Source organism: Bacillus sp. GMa5/1, assembly GCF_050172015.1.
Taxonomy (GTDB): domain Bacteria; phylum Bacillota; class Bacilli; order Bacillales; family Bacillaceae_G; genus Bacillus_A; species Bacillus_A cereus.
The window spans coordinates 1-19,053 of the sequence record NZ_JBNLYC010000052.1 but is presented as its reverse complement, the minus strand read 5'-3'; the positions used below and the strand labels follow the sequence as shown (position 1 = coordinate 19,053).

The following is a 19,053-nucleotide window of genomic DNA, read 5'->3' as shown; positions in this document are numbered from 1 at the left end:
GGATGTTTTTTATTATTTATTTTCATCTAAGAATAAGACCATATGCTCTTCGTCCCAATATTGTCCGTTATATTTTAATGAACGTTCTTGTACACCGAATGTTTTAAAACCTAATGATTCATAAAGTTTTTTCGCTCCATCGTTGCCGACGACAACATCAAGCATAACTTGTTCTACTTCTAAAGATTTAGCAAGTTCAAGACATTCTTTAATAAGTGCTTTTCCTGCTCCAAGTCCGCGTGCTTTTGGAGATACATATACAGAACCGATTTTAGCTTTATGTTCTTGTTTTACATATGGTTTCGTTTCCAGTGTTGCAACCCCGATTAATTTTCCATCTTTAAATGCACCTAGCGTATAGTTTTCATCTTGTGCTAATTTTTGTGCTTTATATTCAATCGCACACTCTTTATTAATAATATCTTCATAAGAAGAGCTGAATGCTTCAGGGTTTTGCTTTAATCCTTCTACGCGAAGTTCTAAGTAAATTTCTGCTTCGTCTTTTGTTAATACATGGATATCCAATTATATCACCCTCCAAATCTTTGCAAATGTACCTTTATTTTATATTGAAATAAGAATAATTTCAAAAGCTTAGCTTATATGAGCTGTTTTTATGAACAAAATAACACCAGTAGTGTTTACTACTACTGGTGTTTTCACACGCATATTATTCAAAAGGTAGCTCGATTATAAAGTTTGTTCCCGCTCCTAATTGGCTTGTTACTAGAATAGAACCGTTATGCAATTCTACAATTTCCTTTGCAACAGCTAGCCCGATGCCTTTTCCGCCTGTAGCTCGTGTTCTGGATTTATCAACACGATAAAAACGGTCAAAAATATGCGGGATATCTTCTTCAGGAATACCTTCACCTTCATCTTGTACACTTATTGTAAAAGAATCTGTTTCCATGAGTACACGTATCGTAATGGATGTGTTTTCTGGCGAATGTTGATAAGCGTTGTGTAATAAATTTAACATAACTTGTTCCATACGTCTTTCGTCTATACAAACTTCTAAATCATCTTTGCAATATACATGAAGTTGCATTTGCTTATTCGTTAATGTTGTTTTTGTCTTTTCAACCATTCGTTCTAAAAATGGCTGAAGAAGCACTTTTTGTTTTTTTATAACAAATTGGTGTTGTTCTAATTGTACAAGCATAAATAAATCTTGGACGAGATCGGTTACACTATCCGTTTCATCCTCAATGATTTGTAAGTATTCTTCTCGCTCCGCTTTTGTTAAAGAGTCTCTCTTTGCTACCTTTGCATAACCTTTCATATAGGTCAATGGAGTTAATAGTTCATGAGCGACACTAGCGAGAAATTCATTGCGCTCTTTTTTCATATACGTAAGCTCACTCGATAAATCTTCAATTGTTTTTGCTAAACTTCCGAGTTCATCATTTCGTTTAATACCTAATTGAATTGGCTTGTTTAATTTTGACATTTTTTCTGTCGCTCTCTTCATTTTTATAAGAGGATCTGTAATAAGTTTAGAAAAAACAAAGACAGAAATAGTTGTTAAAATAATCGTCAAAATACTAATGATAAGAAATTGATGCAGGAGTTTAAGTAACATCTTTTCTAAGAAAGATGTTTTTAATAACATATGTAAATTACCTTGAAATCCTTGAATTTCAAGTGGACTTACTGTTGAGATGAATTTTGATTTTTTCCAGTTTCTTTCTACAATTAACCCGCTTTTTGGAATAGATTTTGTTTTACAAATAAGTTGTTTTTGCATTTCTTTCGTTATGGGTTCTGAGTTAGAAATAATTTTGCCGTTATTGTCAGTTATAATGATTGTGATATCAGTATTAGCAATTAATTCGGAACCGATTAAATCTTCAGCTGCATGCTCGATAGTGAAATCCTGATACCGAGGGTGTTTAGGACGTTCTGTGTATTGCTGTTGTTTAGAATGATCATTCCATCTTGCACGGTTTACAATCTTATCACGATACCGATTACCTTTCTCTAATAGAGCATCGGTTTCTTCTTTCACACGCATTGTTGAAAGGCTTTTATAAAAAGATACGAAAGCAATTGTTTCAATACATAAAGCTAATATTAAAAAGTATGTCCCAATTTTAAGGGAAAGTTTACTCATTTTCTCACCATACCTTATTCATAATAAAGAGTCAGTGGTATACGATTTCCCACTGACCGAAGTAATTATTCACTTTTCCATTTATATCCGACTTTATAGACCGTTTCTAGGTAATCTTCAATCGGAAATCCTTTTTTGCGTAGTTTATCACGGATATTACGAATGTGTGAATCAATTGTTCTATATTCGATATCTGTTTCATAGCCCCAAATTTTTTCGATTAAATCATCTCGGCTATAAGCACGGTTTGTATTTTGCAAAAATAGTCCGAGTAACGAAAATTCGATAGGAGTTAGCGAGATTTTTTCATCGTACACTGTGACGGTATGTTTCGTTTTATCCCACTCAATACCATTGAAACTAACAAAGCCATCTTTTTTTGTACGGCGTAATATAGCCTCGATTCGTGCGACTAATACATGCTCATCAAATGGTTTTGTAATATAATCATCTGCACCCATCGTGAGGCCTTTCACCATATCGTAGTTTTGGTTGCGAGCTGTTAACATAATGATAGGAACGTTAGAAATTTGACGAATTTGATAGCAAGTATCCCATCCATCCATATTCGGCATCATAACATCTAATAAAATAATATCGAATTCTTTTTGTTCGATTAATTTTAGTGCTTCAAGGCCAGAGGTAGCTTTCATACAAAAATAGCCGCGAGGGCTTAAGAATAGATCTAATAATCGTAACATACGTTCTTCATCGTCTACTAATAAAATTTTTATCATAATCTTGTGCACCCCAAACTGTTCATTCTACTTGTATAGTTTACATGAAAATAATAAAAAACTCTTTTTATGTGATTGAATGGAGGGATGATTTTTTCGCTCGGAGTAATTGACATAAAAAATGCACTAGTTTTGCACAACTATTTTTTATAATAAAAAACGTAGCGACACAAAATACCCTATGTTGCGACATAACGTCATGTCATTTTATTTATAAAATGACAATTCCATTCTATTGTGTATGTGAGATAGAGAGGGTTTTCGTATTCACCTCGCATCGGATAAGAAAAATTTCCTATCTCACACTTTTTTTAAAAGGAGATCATACACATGAATTCAAAAGAAGAAATTTCAAAAAAAGAAAAGCAAGATCGTAATACGGTTGTCATGTGCGTTGCCGTATCTATGGTTATTATTATAAGTTGCGTAAATAAAATTTTGGGGATTTTATAATATAAAAAAAGCTGATTGCTTCTTAAGAAGCAATCAGCTTTTTTCATTGTTAGGGGAGTATTCCTATATGATAAACCAAGGTAAAATTGCTAACCCAGAAGTTACAATTGCTGTAGTAAATATTAAAAGCATAGCTCGTTTGTTTTGTTTCATGTCACATTCTCCTCTACATATCAAGTACATGCGATCAGCGTGGGATGTAGTTCCCCACTGAGTAAAGTTTCACTTTATATTTTTAGTATAATAAATGGTAAGGATTGGTACGATCGATAAAGGTGACATGAAGATTACATTGTTGTAATGCAAAAAAACATCTTTCTTATTAAGAAAGATGTTTTTGGAAAACTACCCCGCAAAAGCCCGATTGGTTCAGCTAATACTCAGTAGGGGATGGAAAAATCACCCACTGAGTAAAGTTTCACTTTATATTGAAGTATTAATCATTTAAGAACAGAACCATATGTTCCTCGTCCCAATATTGACCGTTATGTTTTAATGAACGCTCTTGTACGCCGTAAGTTTGGAAACCTAATGACTCATATAATTTTTTTGCTGCATCGTTACCAACTACAACATCGAGCATAAGTTGTTCTACATGTAATTTATCGGCATTTTCAATAATTGCTTTAATTAGAGCTCGTCCTGCTCCGAGACCACGTGCTTTTGGAGAAACAAAAACGGAGCCAATTTTTGCTTTATGTTCTTGTTTAATAAATGGTTTTGTTTCTAAAGTAGCGATACCAATTAAATCATTATCTTTGAAGACACCTAGAGTATACTTATCCGGATTGCTTAATCGTTTAGCCATAGCAGCCACAGGATTTTCATGTTTAAGAACATCTTCATAAGAAGAGCTAAAAGCTTCCGGATTCTTCGTTAAACCTTCCATACAAACTTTTAAATATATTTCTGCGTCCTCTGTTGTTAATAAGCGAATTTCCATAGTTGTAACCTCCCTGGTGGATTTCAAATAAATCCATTACTTTTATAAGATTGAGTATATGTTTTGTTAGTATTCTCTTTTAATTTGTAAAAGAATGAAAAGATATATGCTACAATGTTTTGTTTTAATTATGTAATGAAATTATATATTAACTTTGTTAACTATTCAAGTGTTTAATATGTTACATTTTTATAACTAAAATAACTCCTCGATTGAGGAGTTATTTTTTAAACATTGGATTGATAGCCATCAATTCGTTTTGGATGTGTGTAAATATTACAAGATTCATTTCTAATAAACCCTACGACTGTAATGCCTAAATCATGGGCAAGTTGCAATGCCAGTTTTGTTGGAGCGGATTTAGATAGAACAATTTCACATCCGATTTTTGAAACTTTGAGTAAAATTTCGGATGAAATACGTCCGCTAAATGCGATGATTTTTCCTTTAATGGATATATTGTTACGCAAACAATGACCATATATTTTATCTAATGCATTATGTCTTCCAATATCCATTCTTGATAGGAGGATATTGTTTCGATCACATAGCGCGGTATTGTGAACACCGCCAGTTTGGCGAAATGTAGTAGAAGATTGTTGCAAGGTATTCATTAAATGAAAGCATTCTTCAGGAGTAATTTTTACATGTATATCATGTAAGTCTTTTGCTTTTGCTGCGTCGTTTACGAAAATAAAACCTTGTCTACCTTTTCCGCAGCAAGAAGTGATGTATCGTTTATTATATAAAGTTTGATAGAGCGGATTCACTTTTGATGATTTTACATGGACAATTCCGTTATCTTTTTGAACCCATAGTTCTTCAACATCTTTATAGGAAGAAATAATCCCCTCAGAAATTAAAAAACCAATTACCATATCTTCAATATAATTTGGTGTGCATACGACTGTTACATATTCTTCACCATTCAATTTAATAGTAATAGGAGATTCTGTAACAATCTCATCAAGTTGTTTTGAAAATGTACCAGATTGATAACGTACAATTGTATAAGTCTCTTGCGTAGGCCCCATATTTAATTCCCCTTTTATATGTATTTCTCTCCCACATTTATCATAAAACAATGGAAAAAATAAAAACACCTATTAAAAAGAAGATCACAGATTATTTTGGTTATTATTGTATATGTACGATATAATAGAACTGTAGAATAGTGATATTTTCAAGCTTTCGTAGTTATACCTTATAACATCTAGAATCGACTTCATAAGAAAGTATTTGGGTAGAGCGTTTCAAAAATATGTACAGTAATGCGATTTTGAAAACGGATTCATAGTTGTGTTGTACAGTTGGTTGTAAGGAGAGGGGAAACTATGGCAGAACAGACAGTCCGTGTAACCGTCGATGGTAAAGAATTTTCTGCATCAGGTGAAAAGACGATACTACAATTATTTAACGAGAGTAATTTGGAACATCCTCAAATTTGTCATGTACCAGAAGTAGATCCAATTCAAACTTGTGATACGTGTATTGTAGAAGTAAATGGAAAGTTATTGCGTGCTTGTTCAACGAAATTAGAGAACGGTATGCATATCGAAAGACAGTCCCAGCGTGCAAAAGAGGCACAGACTGAGGCAATGGATCGAATATTAGAAAATCATCTATTGTATTGTACCGTTTGTGATAACAATAATGGTAACTGTAAAGTCCATAATACAGTACATATGATGGGAATTGAGGAACAGAAATATCCGTATGAGCCAAAAGTAAGTGCGTGTGAAGTGGATATGTCACATCCATTTTATCGATATGATCCAAATCAATGTATTGCTTGTGGGCAGTGTGTAGAAGTATGTCAAAACTTACAAGTGAATGAAACTATATCGATTGATTGGAGCTTAGACCGTCCACGTGTTATATGGGACAATGGTGTAAGTATAAATGACTCATCTTGTGTAAGTTGTGGGCAGTGTGTAACAGTATGTCCATGTAATGCGTTAATGGAAAAAACAATGCTGGGTGAAGCTGGATTCATGACAGGATTGAAACCGGATGTGTTAGATCCGATGATTGATTTTGTAAAGGATGTAGAGCCGGGATATAGTAGTATTTTAGCAGTTTCAGAAGTAGAGGCTGCGATGCGTAAGACGAAAGTGAATAAAACAAAAACAGTTTGTACATTTTGTGGTGTAGGTTGTTCATTTGAAGTATGGACGAAAGACCGCCACATTTTGAAAGTGCAGCCTGTTTCAGATGCGCCGGTTAACGGTATTTCCACATGTGTAAAAGGCAAATTTGGATGGGATTTTGTAAACAGTGAAGATCGTATTACAAAGCCATTAATTCGCCAAGGAGATACGTTTGTTGAAGCTTCATGGGAAGAGGCTCTGGAAGTTGTTGCATCCAATATGCAGCATATTAAATCAGAATATGGAAGTGATGCATTTGGATTTATTTCTTCTTCGAAAGTAACGAATGAAGAAAATTATCTTATGCAAAAACTAGCCCGTCAAATATATGGAACGAATAATGTAGACAATTGTTCCCGTTATTGTCAATCTCCAGCAACAGACGGTTTATTTAAAACTGTCGGTATGGGCGGGGACGCTGGAACAGTGAAAGATATTGCGGAAGCAGGCCTTGTCATTATCGTTGGAGCAAATCCAACAGAAGGACATCCTGTACTTGCAACGCGTGTAAAACGTGCTCATAAATTACATGACCAAAAATTAATTGTGGCAGACCTTCGTAAACATGAAATGGCAGAGCGTGCGGATTTATTCATTCATCCGCGCCAAGGAACTGATTACGTATGGCTCGCTGGTATTACGAAATATATTATTGATCAAGATTGGCACGATAAAAAGTTCATAGCTGAAAATGTGAAGAATTTTGATGAATATAGCAAAATGGTAGAAAAGTATACGCTTGATTATACAGAAGAAATTACGGGGATTTCGAAAGAAAATCTGAAAGAAATGGCTCGTATGGTATATGAAGCAGATGGTACTTGTGTACTTTGGGGAATGGGGGTAACTCAAAATACTGGAGGAAGTACAACTTCAGCAGCAATTTCAAATCTATTGCTTGTTACGGGTAACTATCGTCGTCCTGGTGCAGGAGCATATCCATTACGCGGACATAATAACGTACAAGGCGCTTGTGATATGGCAACATTACCAAACTGGCTTCCAGGTTACCAAGCGGTTTCAGATGATGCGCTCCGTGCGAAATTTGAAAAAGCATACGGTACTACAATTCCGAAAGCACCAGGTTTAAATAATATTGCAATGTTACTTGCGGCAGATGAAGGAAAACTGCGTGGTATGTATGTTATGGGTGAAGAAATGGCTTTAGTAGATTCGAATGCCAACCATGTACAACATATTTTAGCGAATTTAGATTTCCTTGTTGTTCAAGATATGTTCTTATCGAAAACAGCTCGTTTTGCTGATGTTATTTTACCGGCAGCACCAAGCTTAGAAAAAGAGGGAACATTTACGAATACAGAGCGCCGTATTCAAAGATTATATGAAGTATTGAAGCCGCTTGGTGATTCAAAGCCAGACTGGTGGATTTTACAAAAAGTAGCTCGTGCACTTGGCGGGGACTGGAATTATGAAAGTCCAAGTGAAATCATGGATGAAATTGCATCGCTTGCACCTTTATATTCTCAGGCAACATACGATCGTTTAGAAGGATGGAATAGTTTATGTTGGGGTAGCCATGATGGTAGCGATACACCGCTATTATATGTGCATGGATTTAACTTCCCGGATAAACTAGCTCGTCTATCATTAGATGAATGGGTACCACCAGTTGTAGCGCCAGATGAGTATGATTTACTTTTAAATAATGGTCGTATGTTAGAACATTTCCATGAAGGGAATATGACGAATAAATCGGCTGGTATTTTATCTAAAGTATCTGAAGTGTTCGTTGAAATCTCGCCTGAACTTGCCCTAGAGCGCAATGTGAAAGATGGTGGTCTTGTAGAATTAGCATCACCATTTGGGAAAATTAAAGTACAGGCACTTGTTACAGATCGTGTAACGGGGAAAGAGCTATATTTACCGATGCATGCAACGGTAAATGAAGAGGCAATCAATATTTTAACTGGAACGGCGACAGATCTTTATACGTGTACACCAGCGTACAAACAAACGATGGTAAAGATGCGTGTACTACGTGAAAAAGGGAATCGTCCGTTACCATCTTCAAACCCGAGAGATAAAAAGCGTAATCCGCAAAATGGTGTTGAAATCCAGCAAAAATGGCAAAGAAAACAATACGTATCACTTGTGGACTAGGGGGCGGAGATAGTGGCGAAAGAAATTACTGTAATTAAAAAGAAAGTTGTAACAGAGGAAGAACAGAAACAGCAAGTAGCAGCTGAACTTCTAAATGAGTTATCTAATAATCGTGAAGCAGTAGAAGAAACGATGCAGCTTTTAGCACAGTTGCAGAAGGCTGGTATATTAGATGCAGCAATTAGTTTACTTGCTGCGAAGGAAGATGTTTCAAAAATCGCTGTGGAGCAATTAAATCGTGAACCAGTTAAAAATGCACTCAACAATATGATGGGGGCAGGAGAAGCGTTATCTTCAGTTGATCCAGAAATAACGAAGCAAATTACGTCAAGTTTAGTTACAGGATTGCAATTTGCAACAGATGAATTAAATAGTGGTAAAAAAACAAAAGTAATGGATTTCTTTAAAGTATTAAAAGATCCTGATATCAATAGAGCTATTACATTCGGTTTTAGCTTCTTGAAAGCATTTGGACAAGGCCTAGAGAAAAAATAGAATAAATGAAAAAGTGATGGGAAGTAGCCATCACTTTTTTCATTATATGTATAAGAGTGTTCATGTTAAGCGGAATATATTATTATTAAAAAGATGGATTAGAACTTGAAATATGGAATCCATCTCAAATACCGTTTTAGAATTTGGAGGAATATATGCAACACCGTAAAAAACTATCTATACCAGGAGTAATGAGACATTCCTTTCAAACAGTTAAATTTGCTTTTTGGAATGTATTAACTTTTCAACTTGCTTATAAATTATTAGCAGCGATTGTGTTTGTTCCACTATTTGGAATCATTTTTAATAAGTTATTGTATTTTGCTGGTTATGCAAATGCGACAAATGATGAATTATTAGCGTTTTTAAAGACGCCTTATGGCATCTTAGCAATCGTAATTTTATCATTGTTAGCACTGTTTCTTATCTTTACAGAATTTGCGGTGCTTATTATTATTTCGTATTTCGCTCATAAAAGACAGAAGGTGAAATTACGTCCGATTTTATATAAAACGGTAACGTATTTACCTACTCTTTTTACATATTGCTTACCAGGATTTATTTTATATGCTGTCGTATTGTTGCCTCTTTTAAATATGGGATATGAAACGGCATTAATCCCGCAAATTCAAATTCCTAACTTTATTACAGGAGAACTGTTTAAGACAACGATGGGACAAGTTGGTTATTACACGTTCTTTGCTGTAGTCGCGTATTTGAATCTTCGATGGATTTTCGTTCTACCCATTGTTGTTTTAGAGCAAAAACCATTTCGCGTGGCAGCACGTAAAAGTGCAACTTTAGTAAATGAAAGCTTTTTTAAAGTACTATTCTTTTTAGTAGGGTTTTTTATTTCAATTGGAATTGTATATGTCGTGTTTTTGGGAATATATTTATTGTGCCTATGGGGTGTTTATGAATTTACAAACCCGAAAGGAACATTTGCATTATTAGCTGAATCAACGATTTCTGTATTTTTAACGAGCACATTGTATTTATTCAGCTTTATCGTGACGCCATTTTATATTATGGCGATTACGCGATTATACTTACAAAAGGTACCGGTTGAGGATGTTTTATTAGAAGAAGGATTAGATTATTCGAAAACGAAAGCAGATAAATGTTTTTTCCAAAAACATCGTTGGAAATTCATTGGCGTATACATTGTAGGAATTATTACTGCCGGAATGGTCGTTGCCTTCATTGTAACGTTTATTTCAAATTCGTATAAAGAACCGATTATTATGGCGCACCGCGGGTATATATCAAAAGGCGTAGAAAATACGAAAGAAGCTGTGCAAGGTGCTATTGATGCAAAAGCAGACTACGCTGAAATAGATGTATTACAAACGAAAGACGGTGAACTAGCGGTTATACATGATTTGAAGCTGAAACGTCTCGCAAATGCCAATGTGCATGTGTCAGATTTAACGATGGCGGAGTTAAGGCAACTTACCCTTAGTCAAGATGGACTTTCAGGACAAATAAGTACACTTGATGAAATCATTAAGCTAGCAAATGGCAAAATCAAACTTAATATAGAAGTGAAGCTTCATGGGGGCGAAAAAGATTTTGTAAACAAAGTCTTAAAAACGATTAAAGATAATGAATTTGAGAAGCAATGTGTAATTCAAACGTTACACTATCCACTTATTAAAGAGTTTAAGCGTGCAAATCCAGATATAAAAGTAGGGTATATATTGTATGCAAGTAGAGCTAACTTAAAGAATGTGAAGGCTGACTTTTACGTAGCAGAAGAATATATGTTAAATAAGAAATTAGTAAAAGAAGCAAGGAAGTTAAACAAACCAATTTACGTATGGACAGTAAATGATATGGAAAATTTAAAGGCATATTATAAGTTGAACGTAGATGGTATCATAACCGATTACCCTGAAGATGCACGTGAAACAATTAAGATGTTAAAAGAGCAAGAAGCGGAAGAAAGTGATCTGTTTGATAAAATTACTGAAACGACAGATGATTTATTTTCTAAGTTATTTATAAGTTACCCAGCTGCTGGCTAAATGCTAGCAGCTGTTTTTTTGTGAAAAGAATATATCTCTAAAGTATTGAGTAAAGTAATAACTGTATATGTATACGTTATCACTTAGGTTTCTTACATTGTTACATTATTGTCAAATAATAAATGATTGCTGTTTATTTTGAAGCAGTATAATAAAAATAGAGTGAAAGATAATGAAATGACACGAAACCCCTAATAGAATCAATGTTTTATATATTTACACTATTCTAAATATAAAAACTTTAGGAAAATGGTATGTTAGCGTTTTCATAACTTTTAAGTTATGCTAGAATAAGGACATAAGTTATTAATTATTACAAAAAGAAAAAAGAATCTCTTTTTTCTGTTAATTATAAGGGGGCATTTCATTATGCGTATTGGGGTACCAGCAGAAATTAAAAACAACGAAAACCGTGTGGCAATGACACCAGCAGGTGTTGTACATTTAATTCGTAACAATCACGAAGTATTCATTCAAAAGGGTGCAGGTTTAGGGTCTGGTTTCACAGACGCTCAGTATGTGGAAGCGGGAGCAAAAATTGTTGATACAGCTGAAGAAGCTTGGAACATGGAAATGGTTATGAAAGTTAAGGAACCAATTGAAAGCGAATACAAACACTTCAGTGAAGGCTTAATCTTATTCACATACTTACACTTAGCTCCAGAGCCAGAATTAACAAAAGCTTTAATCGAGAAAAAAGTTGTTTCTATCGCATATGAAACAGTACAATTAGAAAACCGTTCATTACCATTACTTGCACCTATGAGTGAAGTAGCTGGTCGTATGGCTGCACAAATTGGTGCACAATTCCTTGAGAAAAACAAAGGCGGTAAAGGTATCTTACTTGCAGGTGTTCCAGGGGTTAAACGTGGTAAAGTAACAATCATCGGTGGTGGACAAGCTGGTACAAATGCTGCTAAAATTGCAGTTGGACTAGGTGCGGATGTAACAATCATCGACTTAAGTGCAGAACGTCTTCGTCAATTAGATGACATTTTCGGAAACCAAGTAAAAACTTTAATGTCTAATCCTTACAATATTGCAGAAGCTGTTAAAGAGTCTGATCTTGTAATCGGTGCAGTATTAATCCCAGGTGCAAAAGCTCCAAAACTTGTAACAGAAGAAATGATTAAATCAATGGAACCAGGTTCTGTTGTTGTAGATATCGCGATTGACCAAGGTGGTATTTTCGAAACAACTGATCGTATTACAACTCATGATAACCCAACTTATGAAAAACACGGCGTTGTTCATTATGCAGTTGCAAACATGCCAGGTGCGGTTCCACGTACATCAACTCTTGCATTAACAAACGTAACAGTACCATATGCAGTACAAATTGCTAACAAAGGCTACAAAGAAGCTTGCCTAGGTAACACTGCATTACTAAAAGGTATTAACACATTAGATGGCTATGTAACATTCGAAGCAGTTGCAGAAGCTCACGGTGTAGAGTACAAAGGTGCTAAAGAATTATTAGAAGCAGAAACAGTATCTTGCTAATAGAAGCATTATACAAAACAAAATCGAACAATATATAAAACAACATGATAAGAGCTAAGAGTGAAGATCTCTTAGCTCTTCTTGGCAAAAGGGGGCATACATCGTGGCCAACCTATTTAAAAAGAAATCCGTTACGCAATTGTTAGGGGAAAGTAAAAGTAAAACTTTGACGAAAACGCTAGGGGCATTTGACCTAACAATGCTAGGGATTGGTGCGATAATTGGTACAGGAGTTCTAGTATTAACTGGATTAGTAGCAGCAAGAGATGCTGGTCCAGCAGTTATTTTTTCATTCATGATTGCAGCCATCGTTTGTGGATTTGCAGCATTATGTTACGCAGAGGTTGCTTCTACACTTCCTGTTTCAGGTAGTGTGTACACATACTCATATGCAACAATTGGTGAGTTTGTAGCTCATTTAATGGGATGGACATTACTATCCGTATATGTTGTAACGACTGCCGCAGTAGCTGGCGGATGGACTGGTTACTTCCATAACTTAGTGAGTGGATTAGGGCTTGAAATTCCAAAAGCACTGCTAACGATTCCGTCTCAAGGTGGTATAGTGAATTTACCAGCAGTTATCGTTACATTAGTTATAACTTGGTTATTATCAAGAGGTACGAAAGAAAGTAAACGAGTGAATAACATAATGGTATTAATTAAAATTGGTATCGTTGTTTTATTCATTGCAGTTGGTGTATTCTACGTGAAACCAGAAAACTGGATACCATTTGCACCGTATGGTTTAAGTGGAGTTTTCGCGGGGGGAGCAGCAGTATTCTTTGCTTTCTTAGGATTTGATGCATTAGCAACTTCTGCTGAAGAAGTAAAAAATCCGCAACGTGATCTACCGATTGGTATTATCGCTTCGTTAGTCATTTGTACAATCATTTATGTTGTAGTTTGTCTCGTTATGACGGGTATGGTTTCATATAAAGAGCTAGATGTACCGGAAGCGATGGCGTATGTGTTAGAAGTTGTAGGACAAGATAAAGTAGCTGGTATAATCGCAATTGGAGCTGTAATTGGTATTATGGCAGTAATTTTTGCTTACATTTATGCAACGACACGTGTATTCTTCGCTATGAGCCGTGACGGTTTATTGCCAGAATCTTTCGCGAAAATTAATAAAAAGACAGAAGCACCAACATTTACAGTTTGGTTAACAGGAATTGGTAGTGCTTTAATTGCTGGATTTATCGATTTGAAAGAATTGTCGAATTTAGCGAATATTGGAGCGTTGTTAACATTTGCGATGGTTGGTGTGTCAGTTATTATTCTTCGTAAAACACATCCAAAATTACAACGTGGATTTATGGTACCACTTGTACCGATCTTGCCGATTATTTCAATTGCATGTTGTCTATTCTTAATGGTAAACCTACCATTAAAAACATGGATGTACTTCGGTGCTTGGTTAGCAATCGGAGTAGTTGTATACTTTGTTTATTCGAAAAAACATAGTCATTTAAAAGACGATGGAAGTTCGCAGGATAATTTAGAACAAGCTAATTAAAGGGATATAAACACAGTAAGCCTTGTGCGTCTAGGGAGCGCGCAAGGCTTTTTCTTTTGTTGAAATAAAGGGAATGTATATTATTTTGTCGAATTTTTCTGTCGGAATATGAAAAAAGGGTGGGAGCGAAATGGAAGAAGCAAAAGTTGTTGTTGGCGCAGAGGGTTATAATAATAACCCTGGTTGGTTACATACGAATGAAGAAGAATTAAATTTATTACGGAGAGAAACTTGGCTTGATAAATTTCAACCTAATTCTTTATCAGTAATTTTGGCAGAACATGTATGGGAGCATTTATCATATGAAGAAGGAATTGAAGCTGCAAAAATTTGTTATGAGTTTTTAATGGAGAATGGATATATTCGTTGTGCAGTACCAGATGCATTTTTTCCAGATGAAGAATATCAGCAAGGGGTACAAGTAGGTGGACCTGGTCCATTAGATCATCCTGCAGCAAGTCATAAAATTGTTCATAGCTATAAAACAATCACGTCCATGTTTGAATCAGCAGGTTTTCAAGTAAGGCTCTTAGAATACTGTGATGAGAATGGTAAGTTTCACTATAATGATTGGAATGAGAAAGATGGATTTATTTATCGTTCGAAACGTTTTGACCATAGAAATCGGGATAATCATTTAGGATTTGTTTCTTTAATTGTGGATGCGGTGAAAAATGAAAAGTAAGTAAAAAGGGGTGTGCGAATTGTGCATCCTTTTTTGTATGAGAATATAGAGAGTGCGGAAAATATGTATACGACTTATTAAAATGTGAACGGAATGTTCATAAAAAAAATTCAGATTTCATTGACACATATGAGTGGGCGCTCATATAATAAGAGTATAAGATATATGAATGATTGTTCATATGTTCAATTAAAGAGGTGAGCTATAATGGCTGGAAATAAAGTAGAAACACCACAAGAGACATGTTCTCAAACGATAATTCATGAAGAAGTTGTAGAGCAAGTAAAACAAACAATTCCAACTGATGAAAGTTTAAGTAAAGTAGCAGAACTATTTAAAGTATTAGGTGACCGTACACGTACGAGAATATTACATGCGCTATTTGAAGCTGAAATGTGCGTTTGTGATTTAGCTTATTTATTAGGAATGACACAATCATCTATTTCGCATCAGCTTCGTGTGTTAAAGCAAGCGAAACTTGTGAAGAATCGTAAAGAAGGAAAGGTTGTTTATTATTCGTTAGCTGACCAGCACGTAATTCATATCTTCGAGCAAGCGTTTGAACACGTAAACGAAGAAGAATAAAAGAACGCGAGGAGGGAGAACGATGGCTGAAGCATTGGTGAAAAAGAAACTGATGTTAGAAGGTTTAGATTGTGCGAACTGTGCAATGAAAATTGAAAAAGGTGTTGGGAATATAGAAGGAGTAAATTCTTGTTCTGTAAACTTCGCAACAAAGACAATGATCTTAGAAACAGCACAAAATAAAGAAAACGAAGTTGTTACGGAAGCAAAACAACTCGTTACAAAATTAGAACCGCATATTAAAGTTCAAGAAGAACAAAAAAATAAAATTGCTAAAGAAGTATTTATATTAGAAGGTTTAGATTGCGCGAACTGTGCAATGAAAATTGAAAATAAAGTGAAGGAAATGCCAGCTGTCTCAGAAGCAACTGTTGATTTCGTATCGAAGAAATTACGAGTAGAAGTTGCGAATAAAAGAGAACTAGAAGCGACTGTAGCAAATATAACAAATGTCGTTCAAAAGTTAGAACCAGATGTGAAAGTTGTTCGTGAAGAGAAGAACGGTCATGACCACGGACATAGTCACGATCATGGTGAAGCAAATGTGAAAAAGATGGTAGGGAGATTAGTGGTCGGCGGAATTTTGACAGCAATTGCTGCATTAGCGGGCTTACCACAAATGGTAACAATTCCGTTATTCGTCCTTGCTTATTTATTAATAGGTGGAGATATCGTTTGGAGAGCGATAAGAAACATAACTCGTGGCCAAGTATTTGATGAAAACTTCTTAATGGCAATTGCAACTGTAGGAGCTTTTGCAATTCAACAATATTCTGAAGCTGTAGCAGTAATGCTATTTTATCAAGTAGGAGAACTATTCCAAAGTATTGCGGTAAACCGCTCCCGAAAATCAATTACTTCATTAATGGATATTCGTCCTGATTATGCGAATGTAAAGGTTGGAAATGAAACGAAGCAAGTATCACCAGAAGATGTACAAATTGGCGATTATATTATCGTTAAGCCAGGTGAGAAAGTGCCGTTAGACGGAAAAGTAATTGAAGGAACATCAATGGTAGATACTTCAGCATTAACAGGTGAATCTGTACCACGTGAAGTAGAAGTTGGAAATGATGTATTAAGTGGCTTTGTGAACCAAAATGGTGTGTTGACAATTGAAGTTACAAAAGAATTCGGTGAATCCACTGTATCGAAAATTTTAGATTTAGTTCAAAATGCAAGCAGTAAAAAAGCACCAACGGAAAACTTTATTACGAAGTTTGCACGTTACTACACTCCAGTTGTAGTTATTACAGCGGCGATCATGGCGTTTATTCCACCACTTATTTTAGAAGGAGCTACATTCTCTGAGTGGATTTATAGAGCTTTAGTGTTCTTAGTAATCTCTTGTCCATGTGCGTTAGTTGTATCCATTCCTCTTGGATTCTTTGGAGGTATCGGTGGTGCATCTAAAAGTGGTGTGTTAGTAAAAGGTAGTAACTATTTAGAAGCTTTAAATGATGTAAAATATATTGTTTTTGACAAAACAGGAACATTAACAAAAGGTGTTTTCAAAGTTACAAAAATGGAACCGAGCGAAGGTACTACAAGTGAAGAGTTATTAGAGTATGCGGCATTTGCTGAAGTATATTCTAACCATCCAATTGCCCAATCTATTCGAAAGGCATATGGAAAATCAATTGATGAAAAAATAATCGATGATTATAACGAAATTTCTGGTCACGGTACAGTCGTAAAAGTACAAGGAAAAGAAATTTTTGCAGGTAATGCAAAATTAATGAGAAAAGAAAATATTGAATTTAAGCAACCAGAAACAGTAGGTACATTAGTTCACGTTGCTGTAGATGGAAGATATGCAGGTTATATTGTTATCTCTGATGAGGTAAAAGAGGATTCGAAACAAGCGATTCAAAAGTTAAAAGAACTAGGTATTAAAAAGACAGTAATGTTAACTGGTGATGCAAAACCAGTTGGTGAAGGTGTCGGTAAAGAATTAGGCTTAGATGAAGTTCGTGCGGAATTACTACCACAACAAAAAGTAGAAGAGATCGAAAAAATTGATGCAGCGAAGCACGGAAAAGAAAAAATTGCCTTCGTTGGTGACGGTATTAACGATACACCAGTATTAGCCCGTGCAGACGTTGGTATTGCGATGGGTGGTTTAGGATCAGATGCAGCAATTGAAGCGGCAGATATCGTTATTATGACTGATGAGCCTTCAAAAATTGCGACAGCTGTAAAAATTGCAAAACGTACAAGAAGTATAGTGTGGCAAAATATCATCTTTGCTCTAGGTGTAAAAGGGATCGTTTTATTACTTGGTGCTTTTGGTATTGCAACAATGTGGGAAGCTGTTTTCTCAGATGTTGGTGTGACACTACTTGCAGTGTTAAATGCAATGCGTGTATTAAGAGTGAAAGATTTATAAAAAAGAGGACGCGACCTGGTATTATCCCCTATAGGTAGACAGTAAAAAAAGAGTCCATCTGATATGATGGACTCAATGCTGTTTTATCTGGAGGGGATTTTTTTATGGCAAGAAAAGGACAATCATTTCAAAAATATACAGAAGAACTAAAGCGAGAAGCAGTTCGTCTTCGATTAGAAGAGAGAAAATCATTGCGAGAAATTCGTGAACAACTCGGTGTGAAGAGCGATGCCCAGATTATTGAGTGGGTAAAACGTGCGCAACAAGGGGAGTCCTTTGATGATCAACGTGGTGTCTGGAATCGAAAGAATTTTAATAGTCTAGAAGAAGAAAATGCTTATTTGAAGGCACAGGTTGAGTATTAAAAAAAGCGCAGTCCAAATCTACACGGGAAGGAATGGTCCTAAAGAAAGAACGATTTTCTCTTATCGATTCATTACGCCAAGCCTATCCACTCCGATGGTTGCTTCAAATCGCGGAGGTTTCTAAGGCTGGCTACTATAAATGGCGGAAATATCATAACGTGCAGCGTTTACGTCAGAAAAGGGATATGTGGCATAAAGAACATATTTTATCTATTCATCGTCAGCACCCTTACTATGGGTATAAACGTATGACTCGTGCTTTGGCTCGAGAAGGAATGGTAATGAATCATAAACGTGTTCGTCGTCTTATGAGAGAGCTGGGTATTCAATCTATCATTCGAAAAAAACGTCCGTTTTATGGAAGAAAAACATCTGTGGTATTTAAAAATCATTTGAATCGAGAGTTTCAAGCTGAAAAGCAAAATCAAAAATTCGTAACAGATATTACTTATGTACGAATCGGAGAACAATTTGCCTATTTGTCAGCTGTGTTAGATTTATACAACAATGAAATTGTTGCCTGGAAGCTATCTTCAAGAAATGATTTAGATTTGGTTTTAACTACATTACGTCAATTAGAAGGGAAGTCATTAACTACTAAGCCCCTTTTCCATTCAGATCAAGGGTTTCAATATACATCTAAATCCTACGCAAAACAGTTAGAGAAATTAGGATTTATCGGTAGTCATTCTAGACGTGGAAACTGTTTTGATAATGCGTGTATTGAATCATTCTTCTCACATTTAAAAACAGAGAAGTTGTATTTAGTGTGCCCAAAAACATATGAAATGGCCTACCGAGCAATTCAAGAATATATTCAGTTTTATAATACAGAAAGATTCCAAGAAAAACTTCACGGCCTTTCCCCGATAGAATATCGGGAAAAGGCCGTGGCATAATACTCTTTTTATTACTGTCTACTTGACAGGGAGATGACCAACCCGCGTCCTCTTTTTTATTGGTGA

Annotated in this window: 15 protein-coding genes; 10 read left to right on the top strand and 5 right to left on the bottom strand. The window is 35.4% G+C overall.

Annotation, left to right across the window (positions count from 1 at the left end; all coding sequences use genetic code 11):
- Nucleotides 1-12: 12 nt before the first annotated feature.
- The 3 genes from ACQGSG_RS14560 to ACQGSG_RS14550 form a co-directional block, all read right to left on the bottom strand.
- Nucleotides 13-525, bottom strand: a complete 513-nt coding sequence (locus ACQGSG_RS14560) for a GNAT family N-acetyltransferase (protein WP_000351212.1) — start codon at nt 523-525, stop codon at nt 13-15.
- A gap of 145 nt (nt 526-670) precedes the next feature.
- Nucleotides 671-2,116 (bottom strand): HAMP domain-containing sensor histidine kinase, encoded by a 1,446-nt coding sequence (locus ACQGSG_RS14555; protein WP_065704903.1) that lies wholly within the window; start codon nt 2,114-2,116, stop codon nt 671-673.
- A 65-nt stretch (nt 2,117-2,181) separates the two neighbouring features.
- Nucleotides 2,182-2,853, bottom strand: a complete 672-nt coding sequence (locus ACQGSG_RS14550) for a response regulator transcription factor (RefSeq protein WP_065704902.1) — start codon at nt 2,851-2,853, stop codon at nt 2,182-2,184.
- Between the two features lie 330 nt (nt 2,854-3,183).
- On the opposite strand from ACQGSG_RS14550, the gene ACQGSG_RS14545 reads away from it, so the two are divergent.
- Nucleotides 3,184-3,306, top strand: a complete 123-nt coding sequence (locus tag ACQGSG_RS14545; RefSeq protein WP_001085006.1) for a hypothetical protein — start codon at nt 3,184-3,186, stop codon at nt 3,304-3,306.
- A 436-nt stretch (nt 3,307-3,742) separates the two neighbouring features.
- Here ACQGSG_RS14545 and ACQGSG_RS14540 read toward each other — a convergent pair whose 3' ends face one another.
- Both ACQGSG_RS14540 and fdhD read right to left on the bottom strand, forming a co-directional pair.
- Nucleotides 3,743-4,249 (bottom strand): GNAT family N-acetyltransferase, encoded by a 507-nt coding sequence (locus ACQGSG_RS14540; RefSeq protein ID WP_000405883.1) that lies wholly within the window; start codon nt 4,247-4,249, stop codon nt 3,743-3,745.
- A 227-nt stretch (nt 4,250-4,476) separates the two neighbouring features.
- Nucleotides 4,477-5,283 carry a formate dehydrogenase accessory sulfurtransferase FdhD gene (gene fdhD, locus ACQGSG_RS14535; RefSeq protein ID WP_098616464.1) on the bottom strand — a complete coding sequence of 269 codons (807 nt, stop codon included), beginning with the start codon at nt 5,281-5,283 and terminating at the stop codon, nt 4,477-4,479.
- 300 nt (nt 5,284-5,583) lie between these two features.
- Here fdhD and fdhF point away from each other — a divergent pair, with 300 nt between their 5' ends.
- From fdhF to ACQGSG_RS14490, 9 genes are all read left to right on the top strand, one after another.
- The gene (gene fdhF, locus ACQGSG_RS14530; RefSeq protein ID WP_135238739.1) at nt 5,584-8,520 is read left to right on the top strand and encodes a formate dehydrogenase subunit alpha; all 2,937 of its coding nucleotides are present in this window, start codon (nt 5,584-5,586) and stop codon (nt 8,518-8,520) included.
- A 12-nt stretch (nt 8,521-8,532) separates the two neighbouring features.
- Nucleotides 8,533-9,015: a DUF1641 domain-containing protein gene (locus tag ACQGSG_RS14525; RefSeq protein ID WP_001040535.1), complete on the top strand. Its 483-nt coding sequence runs from the start codon at nt 8,533-8,535 to the stop codon at nt 9,013-9,015.
- A gap of 155 nt (nt 9,016-9,170) precedes the next feature.
- Nucleotides 9,171-11,042, top strand: coding sequence for a glycerophosphodiester phosphodiesterase (locus tag ACQGSG_RS14520; protein ID WP_001164706.1), 1,872 nt, complete (start codon nt 9,171-9,173; stop codon nt 11,040-11,042).
- 369 nt (nt 11,043-11,411) lie between these two features.
- The gene (gene ald, locus ACQGSG_RS14515) at nt 11,412-12,545 is read left to right on the top strand and encodes an alanine dehydrogenase (RefSeq protein ID WP_001219744.1); all 1,134 of its coding nucleotides are present in this window, start codon (nt 11,412-11,414) and stop codon (nt 12,543-12,545) included.
- 103 nt (nt 12,546-12,648) lie between these two features.
- A complete protein-coding gene (locus tag ACQGSG_RS14510) occupies nt 12,649-14,064 on the top strand; it encodes an amino acid permease (RefSeq protein ID WP_001284887.1) in 1,416 nt (471 codons plus the stop codon).
- Nucleotides 14,065-14,194: 130 nt separating this feature from the next.
- Nucleotides 14,195-14,749, top strand: a complete 555-nt coding sequence (locus tag ACQGSG_RS14505; protein ID WP_000390572.1) for a class I SAM-dependent methyltransferase — start codon at nt 14,195-14,197, stop codon at nt 14,747-14,749.
- Between the two features lie 207 nt (nt 14,750-14,956).
- Nucleotides 14,957-15,334 carry an ArsR/SmtB family transcription factor gene (locus ACQGSG_RS14500; RefSeq protein ID WP_000918378.1) on the top strand — a complete coding sequence of 126 codons (378 nt, stop codon included), beginning with the start codon at nt 14,957-14,959 and terminating at the stop codon, nt 15,332-15,334.
- 22 nt (nt 15,335-15,356) lie between these two features.
- A complete protein-coding gene (locus tag ACQGSG_RS14495) occupies nt 15,357-17,723 on the top strand; it encodes a heavy metal translocating P-type ATPase (protein ID WP_426947550.1) in 2,367 nt (788 codons plus the stop codon).
- Nucleotides 17,724-17,827: 104 nt separating this feature from the next.
- Nucleotides 17,828-18,987 (top strand): IS3-like element ISBth8 family transposase gene (locus ACQGSG_RS14490; RefSeq protein WP_325842757.1). Its coding sequence is split into 2 segments (ribosomal slippage): nt 17,828-18,086 and nt 18,086-18,987, totalling 1,161 coding nucleotides; the frame shifts between segments, so codons are not numbered across the junction.
- The last annotated feature ends 66 nt before the right edge of the window (nt 18,988-19,053 follow it).

Excerpts from the sequence above, each read along its gene's own strand:
- ACQGSG_RS14555 (WP_065704903.1), bottom strand. The coding sequence starts at position 2,116 with ATGAGTAAACTTTCCCTTAAAATTGGGACATACTTTTTAATATTAGCT.
- ACQGSG_RS14550 (WP_065704902.1), bottom strand. The coding sequence starts at position 2,853 with ATGATAAAAATTTTATTAGTAGACGATGAAGAACGTATGTTACGATTA.
- ACQGSG_RS14545 (WP_001085006.1), top strand. The coding sequence starts at position 3,184 with ATGAATTCAAAAGAAGAAATTTCAAAAAAAGAAAAGCAAGATCGTAAT.
- ACQGSG_RS14540 (WP_000405883.1), bottom strand. The coding sequence starts at position 4,249 with ATGGAAATTCGCTTATTAACAACAGAGGACGCAGAAATATATTTAAAA.
- fdhD (WP_098616464.1), bottom strand. The coding sequence starts at position 5,283 with ATGGGGCCTACGCAAGAGACTTATACAATTGTACGTTATCAATCTGGT.
- fdhF (WP_135238739.1), top strand. The coding sequence starts at position 5,584 with ATGGCAGAACAGACAGTCCGTGTAACCGTCGATGGTAAAGAATTTTCT.
- ACQGSG_RS14520 (WP_001164706.1), top strand. The coding sequence starts at position 9,171 with ATGCAACACCGTAAAAAACTATCTATACCAGGAGTAATGAGACATTCC.
- ald (WP_001219744.1), top strand. The coding sequence starts at position 11,412 with ATGCGTATTGGGGTACCAGCAGAAATTAAAAACAACGAAAACCGTGTG.
- ACQGSG_RS14505 (WP_000390572.1), top strand. The coding sequence starts at position 14,195 with ATGGAAGAAGCAAAAGTTGTTGTTGGCGCAGAGGGTTATAATAATAAC.
- ACQGSG_RS14500 (WP_000918378.1), top strand. The coding sequence starts at position 14,957 with ATGGCTGGAAATAAAGTAGAAACACCACAAGAGACATGTTCTCAAACG.
- ACQGSG_RS14495 (WP_426947550.1), top strand. The coding sequence starts at position 15,357 with ATGGCTGAAGCATTGGTGAAAAAGAAACTGATGTTAGAAGGTTTAGAT.